Here is an 18459-nt window from a genome sequence, read left to right as displayed (position 1 = left end):
CAAGGCGGCGCCTGCTCAGCCAGCTAGTTCTAAATCCCATCCGCTTGGCCAAAGAGCGAGGAAAACGAATGATGGAACACTTTCAACTACATCTGCCAGCCATTCTCGTTTTTGAGACATCCTTCCCTCAACTCGGTTCGAGTGCGCCTTATTTCGTTTTGCAACTTCACCAACAGTGTTTTGGCTGATGGCCCAATCCCTCACCTCGAACGGATACGATCTGCGAACCCGTAGTGTTGACGCCAGAAGCAAGCCCAGACCTCAAACCATTCTGCCCTCATGATATTTACTATATGACTCTGCCGCCGCTATTATCGGTCCAAATTTAGAAATGGGATTGATAAATGAGAAGAGGCGACTTTAGCGACCTGGCGGTATTCATAGCCGTCGCCGAGGAAGGGAGCTTTACGCGCGCCGCCGCAAAGCTGGGATTGTCCCAGTCGGCCTTGAGCTACGCAGTGCGCATGCTGGAGGAGCGCCTCAAAGTCCGCTTGCTGTCGCGGACAACGCGAAGCCTGTCGCTGACCGATGCCGGGGAACGGTTGTTGAATGGCCTCAGGCCCGCCTTCGATCACATCGATAGTGAACTCGCGGCACTGACAGCGCTTCATGATAAACCGGCTGGCACGATCCGCATCACAACGTTCCGGCATGCGGCAAAAACGGTGCTCTGGCCAGTCCTGGCTAAACTCCTTCCGGACTATCCAGACATCTCGGTCGAGATCAATCTGGAGGAAGGACTGACCGACATCGTGGCGGGTCGGTTCGACGCAGGCATCCGGCTTGGGGAGCAGGTCCAGAAGGATATGGTGGCGGTCAAGGTCGGCCCGGATTTGCGCATGGCAGTCGTGGGTTCGCCTTCCTACTTCGCCAAGCATAAGCCACCGGAAACACCTCGCGACCTTGGCGACCATCGATGCACCAGCTATCGCCAGACCACAGCTGGCGGCCTGTTTGCATGGGAGTTCGAACGAGACGGTGTCGAGCTTGAGGTCAGGGTCAACGGACCACTCGTTCTCAACGACGGAGAAATGCTGGAAGCCGCCGCCCTCGATGGGTTAGCATTAGCCTGTACGTTCGAAAGTCAGGTCGCCCACCATATTTCAGCAGGACGTCTCGTCCGGGTCCTGGAGGATTGGTGCCCTCCTTTCGCTGGCTACCATCTCTATTATCCGAGCAGAAAACAGCACACGCCCGCATTCGCTATCCTGCTCGAAGCGCTTCGCCACAAGGGATAGTCACTCCGCGCATTTTTTCTGTCCGTTCCAGGATGAGCGCTTCTCGCGACGAGCACTTGCAGCGATGACAGGATTTATCTCTCTGATTTCTAGCTTCATGCAGATTATGCAATCTAATCTCATGGATGGGTCTCCGCTATATTCCTCTTCATGAAAGCCGGACGGAGAAACCGTCGGGTTTCGCATCACCCTATCGGTTTCCCCGGGGAGCCGCGATCCATTCGATCGTGGCAACGGTGCAACTTGGCCACTTGACAGAAAAGGACATCTCCCGTGAAAAAACTCATCATTGGTGCGGCCAGCGTTATCATGATTGCCGTTGCCTCTACTGGCCACGCACAGGATACTCAGGCGCCTGGCTACATGATCGCCAACTACACGATCAAGGATGAGGCCGGCTTCAAAAAATACATGGAAGGAGCTGGACCGCTGGCTCCGAAATTCGGCGGAAAGATCATCGTCTTCAATCTGAATGCGACCGCAGTTGAAGGCAAGCCGCAGTCCGTCATGGCTATCGCTGAATTCCCAAGCGTTACCGACGCCCGACGATTCTACAACTCGCCCGAATACACGGCAGCGCGCAAGTTCCGCGTCGACTCAACCGAAGGTTCGGTCGTGATTACCGAAGGCTTCGCACCGCCCAAGCAGTGACGGCAAACGAGGTGGCCCCGATCCCGAGCATCGCCTCCATTTCCCGTCGAATATCAAACTCATCGAGAAGGAGCCTGATATGGGCAACCCGAATGACAGCACCCTTCAGCAAGACGGTGCAACGTCGAGCAGCCGTCGGCAGCTTTTGAAAGCCAGTGCGGTGCTCACCACCCTTCCCATCATGGCCGCCTCCACTGCGAGTGCGCAGCCCGCAGACGCGAAAGCAACAACGACGATGACGGACACGAAATCAGAAGACTTTATCAACGGCATGGCCGACCTGATGGCGCACTCGACCCGCACCCCCATTCTGCGCTGGCCGCATGAATATGGCATGGACTACGAGGAAATCTTCTTCCCGGCGATGGATGGTGTGACGATCGAAGGCTGGTTCATTCCCGCCGATTCAGATCGCCTGATCATCTGCAATCATCCGATGCCCTGCAATCGCTACGGCTATCCAGGTCATCTGGAGCCCTGGACGAATTTCGGTGGCTTCGAGGTCAACTTCCTGCCGGAATACAAGGTCCTGCACGATGCCGGCTACAACATCATCGCCTATGACATGCGCAACCACGGCCGCAGCGGCACGGGTAGCGGCGGCGTTAATGGCCATGGCGTCCTCGAGTATCGCGACGTCGTCGGCTCGACGCGCTACGCCAAATCAAGACCCGATACCAAGGACATGAAAACGGCTCTTTACAGCCGTTGCCTCGGATCCAACGCAACCATCGTCGGCATGAAGAAACACCCAGAAGAATTCGCGCACATCAAGGCGATGATCGCGTTGCAGCCAGTCTCGCCGAGAGTATTTGTCCAGACCGCAGTCGAAAACCAGAAGATCGAAAACGGTCTCGAGCGCTTCGACGTCGCGTTCCACAAGCGGACCGGCTTTCATCTCGCAGACGTCTGGCCGATGGAATATGCCAAGGCGGTCACCGTGCCAACCCTCGTCGCGCAGGTCCGCAATGACTTCCTGACCAAGCCGTCCAATGTCCAGGAAATCTACGACACCATCTCTGCAAAGGACAAGAGGTTGTTCTGGATCGAAGGCACCGACCAACGCTTCCAGGGATACAACTACTTCGGCCAAAACCCACAACTCGTGCTCGATTGGTTTGGCGCTCACATCAATGCCGTTTGATGGTCTGATTGATCGTGTTTGCCTCCAAAGGAAACCTATCTGAAAGCAGCCTGGCAGTTGTGGAAACGCTGCCGGGCGTTTTCGTCAAAGCGCCTATTTAGAAATCCCCTTTCTAAGTACATGCAGATAATACCGGCTAATCAGCATTCGGCTCTCAGCCTATCTTACCTTCAGACAACGAAGGAATGTGAATATGAGCAACGTTTGGATGATCACAGGTGCCGGGCGCGGCATGGGGTTGGATTTCACAAAAGCCGCGCTGGCGGCGGGTCACAAGGTGGTAGCGACTGGTCGTGATCCCGACAAGGTGGGCAGAGCCGTTGGACAGTCTGCAAACTTGGTAGTCGTCAAACTCGACGTGAACAAGCCCGAGGATGCCGAGCAGGCGGTGAAGTCGGCGGTCGAACGCTTTGGCCACATCGACGTGCTCGTCAACAACGCCGCAAGCTTCTTCGCTGGATATTTCGAGGAACTGGCCCCCTTCCAGTTGGACATGCAGCTGATGACGAGCCTCATCGGTCCGATGAACGTCACCCGCGCCGTCCTTCCCGTCATGCGCAAACAGCGCGACGGAAAAATCATCTCGATATCATCGAGCGCTGGATTCGGCGGCTTCGAGTTCGGAAGCGCCTATGCCGCTTCCAAGTTCGCCCTTGAAGGATGGATGGAGTCGGTCGGAGCCGAGGTCGCGCCATTCGGCATTCAGACCATGATCGTCAATCCGGGCTTCTTCCGTACCGAGCTTCTGACAGAGGAGTCGACCAATTACGCGGTCCCATCAATCGAGGACTATGCCGAGCGGCGGACACAACAGTTGGAATTCTGGAAATCCTACAATGGCAAGCAATCCGGTGACCCAGCCAGGCTTGCCCAGGCTTTGCTGACGCTCACCAATTTGGACGAGCTGCCAGCCCGCTTCATCGCAGGTGCAGATGCTATCGGCATCGCGGAACAGAAAATCGCGACGCTTCAAAAGCAAATCGATGCCCATCGACGGCTCTCAACCTCCCTGGACTTCGACGAAGCTGCCGCCACGGGCAACTGATCACCCTTACATTCAATCGATTGAACAGGAGAAGACCATGTCCCCGACAGATGAATCAACCGGACCGAACGCAGAAAGCCGTTCGACACTGAACCGCCGAGACTTCCTGACGACCGCCGCGCTCGTCGGCGCAGCATTGCCCCTCGGGTCGATGGCATGGGCCGCAACATCCGGGCAGGCCAAGGAAACCCTTATGAAGATGCGGAAACTCGGAACGCTAGAAGTCTCGGAAATCGGCGCGGGAGCTATGAGCATCAGTGCCAATTATGGCCCTCCGGCGGACATAACCCAAGGTATCAAGACGCTGCGCACAGCGCATGACAATGGAGTAACTTTCTTCGACACCGCTGAAGTCTACGGTCCGTACACCAGTGAGAAACTCGTCGGCGAAGCCCTTGCGCCGATCCGCGACCAGGTGAGGATCGCGACCAAATTCGGTTTTGCCATCGACGGCACAATCGGACTGAACAGCCGGCCGGAACGGATCAAGCAGGTGGCCGAGGCTTCGCTTCAGCGCCTCAAGACTGACCGTATCGATCTATTCTACCAGCATCGCGTCGATCCGGACGTGCCGATCGAAGACGTGGCGGGTGCGGTCAAGGACTTGATCCAGGAAGGCAAGGTTCTGCATTTCGGACTTTCCGAGCCAAGCGCGAAGACGATCCGGCTGGCCCATGCTGTTCAGGCGGTGACCGCCGTACAGACCGAATATTCGATGATGGAAAGGAACCCGGAAACCAATGGTGTGCTCGCTGCCTGCGAAGAACTTGGCATCGGCTTCGTTCCATGGGGTCCCATGGGAATGGGCTATCTCACCGGAAAGATAGACAGCAACACGAAGCTTGATCCCAAGTCAGACCTCCGCACGACCTTCGAGCGGTTCAGCCGCGAAAATCTTGCAGCGAACATGCCGATCATCGATTTCCTGAAGAAATACGCCGGGACAAAGGGCGCGACGCCTTCGCAGATCGCACTTTCATGGCTGCTCGCCCGCAAGCCGTTCATCGTCCCGATCCCTGGCACGCGAAACGTCGATCACCTCAACGAGAACCTCGGTGCGCTGCGCGTGGAACTCACGCCTGCAGACCTCATCGAGATCGACGCCGCCCTTTCCAAAATCACGGTACATGGCGGTCGTATGAACAAGATGCAGATGGAACTGGTCGACGCCTCTGCATAGCCGCAGGACGTTCGTCATGCCGGGCAAAACCCATACATTGTCCGGCCACCCTTCCCAGGCCTCAGCCGGAACCCGACCGAAATCGATTACGCAGCGAAAGGCTCTTCATGCTCTCCATGCACATAATTTCCCTCATCGCCGTCACCGTCGCGACCCTTCTCCTACCTGGGCCGGGAGCAACGGCGGACACCAATCGCGCCATCTTTCCCGCGGACTTCGACAAATTCGTTCTCTATGCGACCTACGACCGTGGTTCCTCGAAGGAAGAAGCGTTCGCTCTTCCCGAAACGATCGAGCTATCGAAATCCGGAAACCCATTGCCAGCCGGCACCCGCCTGGTACTCGGCATCTGGACGGACTACAAACTCACGGGCTATTTCGTCATGCACAAGGGCGTGGACTGGGGCCTAGACGTCGAAGAAGAGCGTCGCACAGGCGACTGGCATTTCCAACAATTCGGCCTCGACAAACAGGTGAACCGGACTGCGATCGCTGACCGATGCGAGTCGTGCCATCAGTCGCAGGCCAGCAACGACTTCATGTTCACGATCGACCGGATGCGGAACTATCTTCCGTGACACCCTCGCGTCCCCTCCGACTGGCAATGGATTTCCTATCGGGCAGCCTGCTGATAGCAGCCCTGGCCTACGACTGGCTTGGCGATCTAGATTGTCGAAGTAAGGTCCATTTCTCAGTCGCATCCGCTATTCCGACGAGCCAAAGACACTCAGATCCTCAACGGATTTTGCAGAACCTCTCGCACACTACCAAATTGTCTGATGGCCGAGATCCCCCTTCCCATGACGAAGTTATCCGACGGCCACTGCGACGGGGAAGAGAGCACGAGGTTTATGGGGCAACGGTGAGGAGCAACCATAAAATCGATCGTAACGGTTTGTCGAATTGATACTTGATATTCCTTAAAGGGAGGGGTGCCCCTCGGGATGCTTTGCTCCTCGAGTATGGCAGGTGGATGCGGACGGCCCCGGCACCTACGCTTGCACTATCGGAATGGTTATTTTCACCGCCACCCCCGGATGATTGTCGTCGATGACGACATGCCCACCATGAAGGTCGACTATTGCCCGAACAAGACTGAGGCCAAGGCCGCTTCCCGGCGTCGTGCGGCTCTTGTCCAGCCGGTAGAGACGGCGGAAGACCTTGTCGCGCTCGTCAGCCGGAATTCCGGGGCCGTTGTCGCTCACCGCAGCCGTCACCTGATTGGCCTTCACGGTCAGCAACAGGCTGATCCGTGTGCCACGGGGACAGTGATTGATCGCGTTCTCCACAAGGTTGACGAACATCTGCGTCAATAACTCCCGGTCTCCCAGAACCGGCCCGGACACGTTGACAAAATCGGCATCGAGCACCATGCCGTTGTCGTCGGCGACATCGGCGTAAATTTCCTGGACGGCATGCATCATATCCTTGAGATCGACGATGCTGAAGCGAACCCTTCGCGCGCCCGCTTCGATCTGTGAGATTCTCAGCAAAGCTTCGAAGGTGGCGTTGATCTGATCGCTTTCATTTTTCGCGTCCAGCAGCAGCGACGACGTATCCTCGGGGAGATCGTCTCTACTGACCGCATCCTCGATGATCATCTTCAACCGGTTGAGGGGAGTCTTGAGTTCATGGGCGATATCGGAACTGACCTGCCGCATTGTTTCGACAAGCACCGACAACCGCTCCAGCGCCTGATTGATCTGGCCGGAAACCGCATCGATGTCATCACCATTTCCCTTGAGCGGCACTCTGACATCGAGATTGCCGAGCGACACCGCATTCATGGCCTGCGCGATACGATCGAGCCGCTTTTGCGCACGAGAGGCGACAATCAGACCGCCGGCAACAGCGATGACGACAACCAGTAGCGAAGACCAGCCAAAACTGGCCCGTGCGATGTCTTCCAGATCATCGGTCTCCGCGAAACTCTGGCCGACTGTCAAAACCTGATCCCCGACTTTACCGGCAATCACGCGGTAGCGGGCATCGCCCTGAAGTCCGATATCCCTGGCTTCAACCGTCGACAGTCCGAACGGCAGCGCCGGTACGGTAACATTGCCCGCCAGACGTTTTCCAGAAGCGTCCATGACGGAGAACACACGCTCCTCGGACCCATTCAGGCGCGCATAGGTATCGACCGCCCCGATGACATCTTCAAGGTCGTTTGTCGCATAGGTGGACGCAACGACAGTGTAGACTTCAGAGACGGTTCTATCGAGCGACCCCAGCAATTCCCGTTTCAGGAACTGGTAGGTCATGAAGCCCGACATCAGAAATGCCAGAATGAACATCGATCCGAACGTGACCGCCAACCGGAAAGGTGTGCTTCGCCACAGCTTAACGCGGAGCATGCAGGCTGTACCCCGTGTTGCGGATCGTGTGTAGCAGCGGGACGTCGAATGGCTTGTCGATCTTTGACCTGAGCCGGCTGATATGCGTTTCGACTACGCTGGTCTTGGGATCGAAATGAAATTCCCAGACCTTTTCCAGCAACATGGTGCGCGTCAGCACACGCCCCTCCCCGCGCATCAGCACCTCAAGCAAGGTGAATTCCCGCGGTTGAAGGTCGAGGATCTGGCCGCCGCGTGTTGCCTGCCGTTTTATCAGGTCGAGCTGAAGATCCGCAACGCGAAGCACGGTCTTCCGCTCCAGCACCGGCGGACGGCGCGCCAGTGCATTGACGCGAGCCATCAGTTCGGAAAATGCAAACGGCTTGACCAGATAGTCATCGGCGCCTGCCTCCAGCCCCTCGACGCGGTCATCGACGCCGCCAACCGCTGTCAGGAAGATCGCCGGGATCGTAACCCTGGCGGCACGAATGGCCTTCATCACGGAAAGACCGTCGAGACCGGGGAGCATCCGATCGACAACGATGACGTCATAGGGTTCGCGGGTTGCCTGAAACAGAGCATCGTGCCCATCCGCGATCACATCGCAGACGTGCCCTGCCTCCGTAAATCCCTTCGCTACATAATCCGCGGTCCTGCGGTCGTCTTCGATCATCAGAATACGCATAGGGCGGACTTTCGTTTGATCCTTCCGCGGACAGAGCCGCCGAACACCATTCTTGACCCGTTAAACTGTCTCCCACAGTGGGCAAGGCTTACAGTTTTGTAAAGCGACGCAAATTTCCAGCCGTCGATGCCGCTTTGCCAATCTTACGAAACTGTATTCTTCCGGACAGGTGGCGGTATGAAGCAGCCGCTAGACAGAGGACAGCCGGAGCGGCGCCTCTGTCAGATACTCCGGTCCAACTCAACGCGCCAGGCGCATGACACGGAGACACCATCGTGCAAAAGCTTCTTCTCGCCCTCCTCTTCGCCACCATTATTGGCGGCATGACCAATGTCCCGGCCGCCACAGCGGCCGTTCCCTGCGAAGAGATGTTGAAGACCGTCCGCGCAGCCCAGGCGACAGCCAAGCTCAACGATGCCGACAAAACGAAAGTTGCCGATCTGGAGGCCAAGGGCATCGAGCGCTGCAATGCAGATGACGATAGCCGCGCCGACACGTTCTTCCAGGATGCCCTGAGCCTGATGGGCAAGTAACCGCCGCCGCAGCCTTCAGCAGGAGATCGTCAAATGCAATCACAGTCCAATTCCGCGCCGGCCATCTTGAACCGCGTGCCGCAAGTGACCGCCGAATTCTGGTTGATCAAGCTTATGGCGGTGACCATGGGCGAAACGGCGGCCGACTATCTTGCCGTCAATATGGGCCTCGGCCTCACCGCCACCTCTCTCATCATGACAGCCGTTCTCGCCCTGGCGCTCGTTCTGCAATTTGCCCGCAAGCGTTATGTGCCCTGGGCTTACTGGTTGGCGGTCGTCCTGATCAGCGTGGTCGGCACGCTGGTCACCGACAACCTTGTCGACAATTTCGGTGTGGCGCTGCAGACCACCACGATCGCGTTCACAGTCCTGCTCGCCGCCACGTTTGCCGCCTGGTACTGGAGCGAGCGGACGCTGTCGATCCACTCCATCTTCACCTTCAGGCGCGAGGCCTTCTACTGGCTGGCGATCCTGTTCACGTTCGCGCTCGGCACCGCCGCCGGCGATCTGGTGGCTGAAGTCTTCGATTTCGGATATCTCACGACCGGAGTGCTGTTTGGCGTTATCATTGCCGCCATTGCCGCCGCTTATTATGGAGCAAGGCTGAACCCGATCCTGGCCTTCTGGCTGGCCTATATCCTAACGCGCCCGCTCGGGGCGTCGCTCGGGGATCTGCTGTCGCAGCCCCTCGAATATGGCGGTCTCGGTTTCGGCACGATCGTCACCAGCGCCCTCTTCCTCGCCACGATCAGTGCGACGGTTGTCTACATGACTGTCCGGCATGAGCCGGAACCGAGAACCACCGCACGAGAGTCTTCCTAACCGGAATCCTCTGTTGTTAATTCACGAGACAAAACAGACCGTTGCCCCTCTCTGATGGCATCCAGTTTCTTCATTTGCCCAAGCTCGGATGGATGAACTGGCAAGCGTAAGCGCTGCAGAACAGCTAACAATGGCTGCAGATCTTACCGCCATTCACGCGGTAGAGCCCAACCCTCCGGCCGACCGAAAGAGCATCGACTGGAAGCTGCTGATCGATCTTGAGGTGAATAGCTGCGAGGAGGCTGTCGAAAAGATCAAATGGTCAGCAACGCAGGCAACGGGCACGCGACGCCGGGATCGCTAGAGTCCAAACCCAATCAGGATATTGATAAATTCCACTCTACCCGATTCACTGCTTCGATGATGGGAGATTGGATCATGGCAGGAGAATTCTGGCTTAGTGATCGGCAGTGGGCTGTGATTGCTCCTCTGCTTCCTACCAACCAACCCGGCGCTCATCGCACAGACGACCGCCGGGTCGTCAGCGGAATCATCCATGTCTTGCGATCCGGCTGCCGATGGCAGGATTGTCCAGCCTGCTATGGGCCTCCAACAACCGTCTACAACCGGTTCCATCGCTGATCTGCCAAGGGCATAGGGCGACGACTGTTTGAGGCTCTGGTGCAAACGACCGATCGGGATACCCATATGATCGATAGCACCACCGCAAAAGCGCACCGATCAGCCGCTGGCGGAAAAGGGGGCAGATGCCGAAGCAATCGGTCGCTCGAGAGGCGGCAGATCGACAAAAATCCATGCTGTTGTCGATGGTTGTGGCCGTCCAATCGCGCTGCGAGTGACGCCTGGTCGGCGCGACGACGCTCCCGTTGCCATTCCACTGCTCAAGCCTCTACCTCCCAGCCGCCTCTGCACCGCAGACACAGCTTACGACAGCAACGCATTGCGAGACTTTCTTACCACGCGCGGCACTGAGCCAGTCACTCCCAACAATCCGACCCGGAAACGCATCAAGCCCTTCGACCCGGTCGCCTACCGCCGACGAAACATCGTCGAACGCGCCTTCTGCCGCCTTAAGGACTGGAGGCGCGTCGCGACACGATATGACAAGCTCATGCTAGACTTCGCAGCAACCTGCTACATCGCAGCCCTCCTCACATGGTGGATTTGATTGAGTCTGGACCCTAGTCAGCTGTTTGCACTGTTGTGGGGCGCAGCAAGCGAACGCACGGAGGCGAGCGCCGGAAAGAGCCTGAACCAAAGGCCTGCAACGGCCAGCGTTCCCGCCCCACCGAAAAGCACGGTGGGCACGGCTCCGATGGCCCCGGCCATCATGCCTGCCCGAAATGCACCAATTTCATTCGAAGCACTGATGAAGACCTGATTGACCGCATTGACCCGGCCGCGCAGCGGGTCCGGTGTCCAGAGCGCGATCAGCGAACTGCGCACGTAGACGGAGAACATGTCCGCAGCTCCGAGAACGACGAGCGCAGCAATCGACAGCCACGATGACCTTGATATCCCGAACACAACCGTTGCCAGACCGAAGACGCCCACACTGGCCAGCATAAGCCGTCCTGCGTTCTTGCGCACAGGCCGGAGAGCGAGAACGAAGGCCATGCCGACACCACCGATGGCCGGCGCTCCTCTCAATAGGCCAAGGGTCGAAGGTCCGAGCTGGAGGACATCGCTGGCAAAGACCGGCATCAGGGCGACGGCGCCTCCAAGGAGTATCGCGAACATATCGAGCGAGACCGCGCCAAGGACGACCTTCTCGGTCATGATATAGCGCAAGCCCGCGGTTAGAGTTTCCCAGTTCGCCGCAGCTTTGGCAGTCGTTCGCTCTACCGTTTCGGTGATCGCGAAGACAGTCAGTGACGCGAGCGCGAAGAGCACCGTAGACGCCAGATAGGGTGCCACCGCCCCCAGAAGGTAGATGAAGCCCCCCGCGACCGGACCAACGATCTGGGCCGTCTTTGCGGAACTGGACATCCAAGCGACGGCGCTTGCCAGATTCTGCGCCGGCACCAGGCTGGGTGCGAGGGACTGCATGGCCGGATTGAGAAAGGCGCGCATGATGCCAAGCACAAGAAGCAGGGCATAGATCAACGGCAGGGAAAAGCAGCCCGGCATCGCCAGTATCGCCAGCCCGGCGGAAGCCGCCAGTCCCACCAGACAGCAGATCCCGAAGATCATCCTTCGGCTGTACCGGTCGGCGACCGATCCCGTTACGGGAAACAGAAGCAGTGCGGGCATGAACTGAACGAGCCCGATCAGGCCAAGCGAGAATGCGTCGCGCGTTACATCATAAACCTGCCATCCGACTGCCACGCTGATGACCTGTATGGCAAAGGTCGAAAGGAAGCGGGATGCGAAATAGTAGCGGAAGGCCACATGCCGGAAAACCCGAAAACCCGTCGCAGAATGCGATTTCAACTCATCCCCTTCCCGCGGCGAGCGGCCGCATCGCACCCTATGTGCAGTTCACACTCAAACCGCTCATTTTTCCGTCGTCCTGGCTTCGATCTCATAGAGTTCGGGAAGGCCGATTATGGTTTCGACCCAATGACGAAGCTCTGGTCCTTCATCGACATTCGCCGGTGGCCGGCCGGTCGCCATGTATTCGCGGAGATTTTCACGCAAGGCGCGCGCGGCGGTCAGCAGGACACAGGTCGAATCGAGCGTCATCTTGTAGCCCATGTCCTCCAGCTCGTTCCAGCTGAAGACGACGCGATTGTGACGGTTACCGGGGCTGTTCACGTAAAGAAGCGGCGCACCGATTTCCTTGACGGCCAGTTGCACCTGCTCAAGATTGTTGGGGAAGCACTCGATCATATCGCAACCGGCTTCGCGATAGAGGTTCGCCCTGCGAATGGCCTCTGCCGGTCCGTGGGTGCGCATGGCGTCCGTGCGGCCGACAATGATGAAATCCGGGTTGCGGCGCGCAGCCAGAGCAGCATGGATCTTGTCCAGCATGTCTTCAACCGGAATGACCTTTTCGATCCCCTCGTGATAATGAGCACGCTTCGGATAATGCTGGTCTTCGATGTGAATGCAGGCAATGCCCGCGGCTTCAGCTTCGCGGACGGTCCGGGTCACATGGACCGGCTCGCCGAATCCGGCACCGCAATCGACCTTGAGGGGAATGGAAACAGCTTGTGTGATCAGCCGTGCGCTGTCGATCACCTCCGTCATCGTCAGCGTCGGTTCCGTTACACAGCGCTGTGCACCCAGTTGGAAACCGCCGAGGCCGATCGCCTTGAACCCGGCATCCTGCGCGACACGGGCGCTGAAGGCATCATAAACGTTGACCGCCCGGATCATGCCGGGGGCATCCATCAGTGCCCGCATGCGGGATGTGGCGGTTGCTTGTCCTTGAGACATTTTTATCTCCTCCTTGTTGTGCTGTGGTCTTTTCGTTTGGCGGATGTTGTCACAGGCCGGACGGCCAGACGTCGGAAGGCAGAATGATACTGCCTTCGAATATTCGCCGCGCCGTCCTGATCGTCGAAAGCCGTTTGATCTCCCGATGGCCATTGGGCGCGCGCTCCGTCTCGACGCTGATCCGGAACATCCCTTCCGGATGTTCCATCGATACTTCGTCGATCACTTCCAGCCCCTCCACCAGGGTGTTTGCGATGGTGCCGGGAGCGAAAAGCGCCATGACCAGCGTCACTGCTCCCGTGACAGCCAGCGTCCTGTGGCATTTGTCCGGCGTCAGGTATCGCACGCACAGCGTGCCACCGCGGGTCGGCCTCGAAAGGAGGGCGACTTTGGGGACGACCTGGCCTCCTACATCGCCAAGGCCCATGCGCGAACCGGCGAGCCGCCGGAGGGCCTCGACACGTTCGAACAGCGCATGGTTTGCGTCTATTTCTTCAGCACTCTCGTCACCGCGCAGACCAAGCGCTTTCGCCGCAAGGATCATGACGGGGATGGCGCCATCCACAAGGCTGGCCGGAACCCCGTCCAGATCGGTGACCGGCGCACCGGCCGGAAGCAGACTTCCGGTGATCGAACCCCGTGAATCCTCGAACAGCATGCGGATCGGCGCTGCGGTGCCGGGGACACCGTCCACGACGGCATTCCCTTCATATTCGACTTCACCGCCCGGCGTCTGAAGCACCACGTCAACGACTGCTCCGGTATTGGTATTGCGGATGCGAACCAGTGTTTCCGGGTCGGTGGCAGTTAAAAGACCGGACTCGATCGCAAACGGCCCGACACCTGAAAGCATGTTACCGCAATTGGGCTTGCGGTCCACGGCTGCGCTTTCGACCAGGACCTGGACGAATTCATAGTCGATATCCACGCCGTCCGCGTCCGATCGGCTGACGATGGCGACCTTACTGGTCAGTGGATGACCGCCTCCAATACCGTTGATCTGCAGGCTGTTGGACGAACCCATGACGCTGATCAGGACCTTGTCGCAGGTCTGGATATCCGCCGGCAAATCGGATGCCAGGAAGAATGGCCCCCGTGAGCTTCCGCCACGCATCAAAACACAAGGGAGGCGGCGCCCGGGGGATAATTTCGCGGGTGTTGCGCTCATGCCGGCCGCACCTCGAAACCATCACCATCCGGCAGGAACACCGTTGCGAACGCTTTGGAGCGCTTTTCGACAAGAGAAAGGATCGCGTCTGCCTCTTTTCCAGCATGGATATGGGGCGACTGATCATGGTCGCAGCAGGCTGCGTAAAAGCCGACCCTGGCGATTTTTCCGCCACTGATCCTGCAGCGCGCGATCAGGCATTCAAGCTCCTGCCCCTTGTCAGGGTTATGTCGGGCGAAAGTGAAGTTACCGAGCGAATAGAAGATCGGCTTGCCATTGTGGAACTCGATGCCCTGGAGAAGATGGGGGTGATGACCGAACACAAGATCGGCACCGCAGTCCACGGCATGGTGCCCCAGTTCGACCTGGTATTCGGTAAGCTTTTCATAGCCGCCAGAAATACCCCAGTGAAAGCTGCAGATCACGATATCCGCGATCTCGTGGGCCGCTGCGATGTCGGCCTTGACCCTTGCAAGATCAGGCTTCTCGACCCAGGTCCGAATGATCGGCGGTGCACCCGGCAATTCGGCAACCCGATAGTCCGGCTCATACGCTGTGCGCACCCGCACCACTGCAAGACCCGGTTGCTCCGGTCCGGCTTCCCATCCTTTAACGAAGACGGAATTGTAGGCGAGCATGGCGATTGTCACACCGCCGTGCTCCAGCACGGCCGGCGCATGTGCTTCGGCAATGTTCTTTCCGGCGCCGGCATGTTTAACATTGATGCGCTTGAGATTGTCGAGCGTTTCTGCAAGCCCGTCGTGACCGAAATCAAGGATGTGATTGTTGGTCACGGACAGGGCGTGAAAGCCGCCCGTCTCGATGGCGTCGATCTGCCTGGCGTCCGCCTTCCAGACGTTGATGTCACCCTTTTGCCACGGTGTGCCTCCGTCGGCGACCACGCCCTCCAGGTTTCCAAGGACAAAATCCGCAGCGTGGAACGTCTCACGTACGTAAGCGAAAGCCTGTTTCGGATCCGGTCGGCTCACGAAGATATCGCCGACAATCAACAGGGTTTTGTCTTCAGTCTGGACCAACCTTCGCCCTCCCTTGTGGTTGAGCGTTAGGTCGCATGAAAGTGAAGTTTGAGAGAATTGCAAAAGCAGCACCCATTAATACCCAAGTTACAAGAAAGACTTCAGGCGGCGCGGCAGGCGCAGTGCGGAGGCTAGGCATAGGATGTTGATGGCCATCAGCAAACCAAAGGCAATCGTGAATGACCATTGAGTGGCGCTAACTGCCATCTCTGCTCCCGGCACGAAATGGGACGCCACGCAAAGAGTCAGCGCCACCGTCGCGACCGGGCCACCAAGTCACTGGGCAATATTCAGAGCGGTAGCGGCATCCGACAGCGATGCGCGATCGATGGAGGAATAGGCGGAAACCGCCGACGGCATGTTGACGATGCCAACCCCGAAACCGCGCAGAACGAGAGCGATGACAATGACGGGCGTTGGAAGAAAAGCATCCGGAACCAGAAACGGCAGGGTTGATACGAGACAGGCGCCGGCACCACATGGCACTGGGCAGCATCGAGCTGGCGTCATCTGCCCGTGGATCTTAAGATGCGATCCGCCTATGGCGTCGGTCGCGACTGGCCAATCTCCTATGATGAACTGGAGCCCTATTACTGCCGGGCCGAAGAAGCCATGGGTGTCGCCGGTCCCAACGACCCGCTGCTGCAATCACCCTCTGAGCGCAGCAAGCCCTACCCGATGGACATGGTACCCTGGAGCTATGGCGACAAGCGTTTTGCCGAGGTGGTGAATGCACACGGCTATCGGTCGGTGCCGATCCCGCAGGCCCGCAGCACCCGCCCCTGGAAGGGTCGCCCAACCTGCTGCGGCAATAACAACTGTCAGCCGATCTGTCCGATCGGCGCGATGTACAACGCGATCCATTCGGTGCAGGAAGCCGAAACGCTCGGCGCGCATGTGCTTGCCGAATCCGTCGTCTACAAGATCGATACGGACGAAAACAATCGCGTGACCGCTGTCCATTGGTACGACAACCAGCACCAATCGCACAAAGTGACGGCCAAGACCTTCGTCATCGCCTGCAATTCGCTGGAATCGCCACGCCTGCTTCTGGCGGCCGCCAACGAGCGCAACCCCGGCGGCATTGCCAACAGCTCCGATCAGGTCGGCCGCAACATGATGGACCATTCGGGCTTCCACTGCTTCTTCCAGTCGCCCGAACCACTCTGGATCGGCCGCGGCCCGGCGCAGAGCAGCTGCCTTGTGGGGCCGCGCGACGGCGCATTCCGCTCCGAATACTCTGCCAACAAGATCATTCTCAACAACATTACCCAGGTCACCTCGGCAACGTCCGTCGCTTTGAAAAAAGGCCTTGTCGGACCGGCGCTCGATGCAGAAATTCGTCGCCTGACGACGCATGGCGTGGACCTATCGATCAGCCTTGAACCGCTGCCCGATCCCAAGAATAGGATAACGCTCAGCAAGACCCGAGTGGACCCGCATGGCATCCCCTGCCCGGATGTCTATTACGATGTCGGCGACTACGTCCACAAAGGCTACGACGCTGCCGTCAAGCAGCTGGAAGACATCGGCCGGATTTTCAACGCCACCGACTTCCACGTCACCACCGCGCTCAACGCCAACAACCACATCATGGGCGGCTCGATCATGGGCAGCGACCCGAAGGATTCCGTCGTGGACGGCAATTGCCGTGCCCACGATCACACGAACCTCTGGATCCCGGGCGGAGGGGCAATTCCCTCGGCCAGCGTGGTTAACAGCACGCTGACGATGGCAGCCCTTGGCATCAAGGCTGCCGACGACATCTCGAAATCGCTGAGGGCTTGAGCATGACAACCACTTCGTCTCGATCCCGTCTCGGAAAACAGGCCGCAGCGATCTTGTTTGCAGTTTCGGCGCTTGTAGCAGGTGCCGGGCCAGCAAACGCCCAGTCGAGCGATATGGAGGCGCTCGTCGAGAAAGGCCGAGGTATCGCGACGGCGGCCGACTGTATGGCCTGCCATACGGTCCCGCATACCGGCAAGCCGTTTTCGGGCGGCTATCCCATCGTATCGCCGCTTGGCACAATCTATTCGACCAACATCACCCCGTCGAGGACCAGCGGTATCGGCAACTACACGGAAAGCGACTTCGACGAGGCCGTGCGCAAGGGCATCCGCAAGGATGGCGCACATCTCTACCCGGCGATGCCATACACATCCTATGCCGAAATCACCGACGACGACATGCATGCGCTCTACGCCTATTTCATGAACGGCGTTCCCCCTGTCGATGAACCGGCGGCCAATCACACGGCGCTGCCGTTTCCCTTCAATATCCGCTTCTCCATGGCCTTCTGGAACCTGATCTATTCGACCAAGGCCCCGTTCCAGCCCTCGCCGTCCCAGAACGAAGAGATCAACCGCGGTGCGTACCTTGCCGGCGCTCTCGGGCACTGCAGTTCGTGCCACTCGCCGCGCGATATTCTAATGGGCGAAAGTGCCAGCAGCTTTCTTGCGGGCGGCTTCGTCGGCCCCTGGTATGCGCCCAACATTACCTCCGATGCCGTCAGCGGCATCGGAGGCTGGAGCGAAGACGAGTTGGTCCAATATTTCCGCACTGGCCATGCCGATGGCAAGAACCAGGCAGCCGGCGGCATGGCGGAAGCCGTACAGAACAGCTTGCAACATCTGCCTGACACGGATCTGCGGGCCCTGGCAGCCTATATCAAAAGTGTTCCGCCCATCCGCGACGAACGCGATACAAGGCCAGCCCACCAGTATGGCCAGGCGTTCCGCTCGGAAGAGAGCATCCGCGGCATCTCCGCCTCGAACGAACATGACAGCCTGCGCAACGGCCGCGAGCTTTACAGTGGATACTGCGCAAGCTGCCACCAGATCGACGGTGCCGGCAGCCAGAACCAGGCCTATCCGTCGCTTTTCCACAACACAGCCACGGGATCAAGCGAACCGGCCAATCTGGTCTCGGCCATTCTTTATGGTGTGGACCGTGAAACGGACGGGCAGCAGGTGCTGATGCCGAGCTTCGGCGAACGCTCCTACGTCAATCCGCTCAACGATCAGCAGATCGTTGACATATCCAACTATGTTCTGACCAGTTTTGGCAATCCGGCGGTCAAGGTATCGTTGCTCGACGTAGCCCGCGCTCGGGCGGGCGGCCCCGTGCCCTTCTTGGCATCGCTACAGCCTTACATCCTGCCGTTGGTCATGGTCGCCATGCTTCTGTTGTTGATCGTGCTTGCGTGGTTCGTCTTACGGGGACGAAAAAAGCAGCAGTCTTCCTACGGTGGCGTTCGCTAACGTTTCTGTGGCGTTATGGAT

Annotated in this window: 18 protein-coding genes and 1 pseudogene; 12 read left to right on the top strand and 7 right to left on the bottom strand. The window is 58.5% G+C overall.

The window, feature by feature from the left end:
• Positions 1 to 344: 344 nt before the first annotated feature.
• From ADU59_RS09535 to ADU59_RS09510, 6 genes are all read left to right on the top strand, one after another.
• Complete coding sequence (locus ADU59_RS09535; RefSeq protein ID WP_068953869.1) at positions 345 to 1238, top strand: LysR family transcriptional regulator; 894 nt, start codon at positions 345 to 347, stop codon at positions 1236 to 1238.
• Positions 1239 to 1511: 273 nt separating this feature from the next.
• The gene (locus tag ADU59_RS09530) at positions 1512 to 1889 is read left to right on the top strand and encodes a DUF1330 domain-containing protein (protein ID WP_068953868.1); all 378 of its coding nucleotides are present in this window, start codon (positions 1512 to 1514) and stop codon (positions 1887 to 1889) included.
• A gap of 79 nt (positions 1890 to 1968) precedes the next feature.
• Entirely contained in the window at positions 1969 to 3033 is a 1065-nt protein-coding gene (locus ADU59_RS09525; protein WP_068953867.1) for an alpha/beta hydrolase family protein, read from the top strand.
• 193 nt (positions 3034 to 3226) lie between these two features.
• Positions 3227 to 4078 carry an SDR family NAD(P)-dependent oxidoreductase gene (locus ADU59_RS09520; RefSeq protein WP_068953866.1) on the top strand — a complete coding sequence of 284 codons (852 nt, stop codon included), beginning with the start codon at positions 3227 to 3229 and terminating at the stop codon, positions 4076 to 4078.
• Positions 4079 to 4115: 37 nt separating this feature from the next.
• Positions 4116 to 5258: an aldo/keto reductase gene (locus ADU59_RS09515; RefSeq protein WP_083198195.1), complete on the top strand. Its 1143-nt coding sequence runs from the start codon at positions 4116 to 4118 to the stop codon at positions 5256 to 5258.
• A gap of 107 nt (positions 5259 to 5365) precedes the next feature.
• Positions 5366 to 5836 carry a cytochrome P460 family protein gene (locus ADU59_RS09510; RefSeq protein WP_083198194.1) on the top strand — a complete coding sequence of 157 codons (471 nt, stop codon included), beginning with the start codon at positions 5366 to 5368 and terminating at the stop codon, positions 5834 to 5836.
• Positions 5837 to 6250: 414 nt separating this feature from the next.
• Here ADU59_RS09510 and ADU59_RS09505 read toward each other — a convergent pair whose 3' ends face one another.
• Together ADU59_RS09505 and ADU59_RS09500 are read right to left on the bottom strand one after the other, a co-directional pair.
• A complete protein-coding gene (locus ADU59_RS09505) occupies positions 6251 to 7612 on the bottom strand; it encodes a HAMP domain-containing sensor histidine kinase (protein WP_068953865.1) in 1362 nt (453 codons plus the stop codon).
• On the bottom strand, positions 7599 to 8276 hold the full coding sequence (locus ADU59_RS09500) for a response regulator (protein WP_068953864.1): 678 nt from the start codon (positions 8274 to 8276) through the stop codon (positions 7599 to 7601). Before ADU59_RS09500 ends, ADU59_RS09505 begins: the two co-directional genes overlap by 14 nt.
• Positions 8277 to 8551: 275 nt before the next feature.
• Between ADU59_RS09500 and ADU59_RS09495 the strand changes: the two genes are divergently transcribed.
• The 4 genes and pseudogenes from ADU59_RS09495 (at position 8552) to ADU59_RS29590 (ending at position 10760) form a co-directional block, all read left to right on the top strand.
• Positions 8552 to 8809 carry a hypothetical protein gene (locus ADU59_RS09495; RefSeq protein WP_338012927.1) on the top strand — a complete coding sequence of 86 codons (258 nt, stop codon included), beginning with the start codon at positions 8552 to 8554 and terminating at the stop codon, positions 8807 to 8809.
• A gap of 33 nt (positions 8810 to 8842) precedes the next feature.
• Entirely contained in the window at positions 8843 to 9631 is a 789-nt protein-coding gene (locus ADU59_RS09490) for a COG4705 family protein (protein WP_068953863.1), read from the top strand.
• Positions 9632 to 9761: 130 nt separating this feature from the next.
• On the top strand, positions 9762 to 9935 hold the full coding sequence (locus ADU59_RS30600; RefSeq protein ID WP_158515712.1) for a hypothetical protein: 174 nt from the start codon (positions 9762 to 9764) through the stop codon (positions 9933 to 9935).
• Between the two features lie 74 nt (positions 9936 to 10009).
• Positions 10010 to 10760 (top strand): annotated as a pseudogene (locus ADU59_RS29590) (IS5 family transposase).
• A gap of 17 nt (positions 10761 to 10777) precedes the next feature.
• Here ADU59_RS29590 and ADU59_RS09485 read toward each other — a convergent pair.
• The 5 genes from ADU59_RS09485 to ADU59_RS09465 form a co-directional block, all read right to left on the bottom strand.
• Positions 10778 to 12025: an MFS transporter gene (locus ADU59_RS09485; protein WP_068953862.1), complete on the bottom strand. Its 1248-nt coding sequence runs from the start codon at positions 12023 to 12025 to the stop codon at positions 10778 to 10780.
• A 63-nt stretch (positions 12026 to 12088) separates the two neighbouring features.
• Positions 12089 to 12973 (bottom strand): isocitrate lyase/PEP mutase family protein, encoded by an 885-nt coding sequence (locus ADU59_RS09480; protein WP_158515711.1) that lies wholly within the window; start codon positions 12971 to 12973, stop codon positions 12089 to 12091.
• Positions 12974 to 13022: 49 nt separating this feature from the next.
• Complete coding sequence (locus ADU59_RS09475; RefSeq protein ID WP_083198192.1) at positions 13023 to 14141, bottom strand: 4-oxalomesaconate tautomerase; 1119 nt, start codon at positions 14139 to 14141, stop codon at positions 13023 to 13025.
• Positions 14138 to 15178, bottom strand: coding sequence for a CapA family protein (locus ADU59_RS09470; RefSeq protein ID WP_068953859.1), 1041 nt, complete (start codon positions 15176 to 15178; stop codon positions 14138 to 14140). The genes ADU59_RS09475 and ADU59_RS09470 overlap by 4 nt, the downstream gene beginning before the upstream one ends.
• Before the next feature lie 276 nt (positions 15179 to 15454).
• Entirely contained in the window at positions 15455 to 15664 is a 210-nt protein-coding gene (locus ADU59_RS09465; protein ID WP_068953858.1) for a hypothetical protein, read from the bottom strand.
• Positions 15665 to 15706: 42 nt separating this feature from the next.
• Between ADU59_RS09465 and ADU59_RS09460 the strand changes: the two genes are divergently transcribed.
• Both ADU59_RS09460 and ADU59_RS09455 read left to right on the top strand, forming a co-directional pair.
• A complete protein-coding gene (locus ADU59_RS09460; protein WP_244506385.1) occupies positions 15707 to 16966 on the top strand; it encodes a GMC family oxidoreductase in 1260 nt (419 codons plus the stop codon).
• A gap of 2 nt (positions 16967 to 16968) precedes the next feature.
• Complete coding sequence (locus ADU59_RS09455; protein ID WP_083198190.1) at positions 16969 to 18438, top strand: cytochrome c; 1470 nt, start codon at positions 16969 to 16971, stop codon at positions 18436 to 18438.
• Positions 18439 to 18459: the final 21 nt, after the last annotated feature.

The sequence above is a fragment of the Pararhizobium polonicum genome, assembly GCF_001687365.1.
In the GTDB taxonomy this organism is placed as follows: Bacteria; Pseudomonadota; Alphaproteobacteria; order Rhizobiales; family Rhizobiaceae; genus Pararhizobium; species Pararhizobium polonicum.
This window is presented reverse-complemented; position numbering and strand designations above follow the sequence as displayed.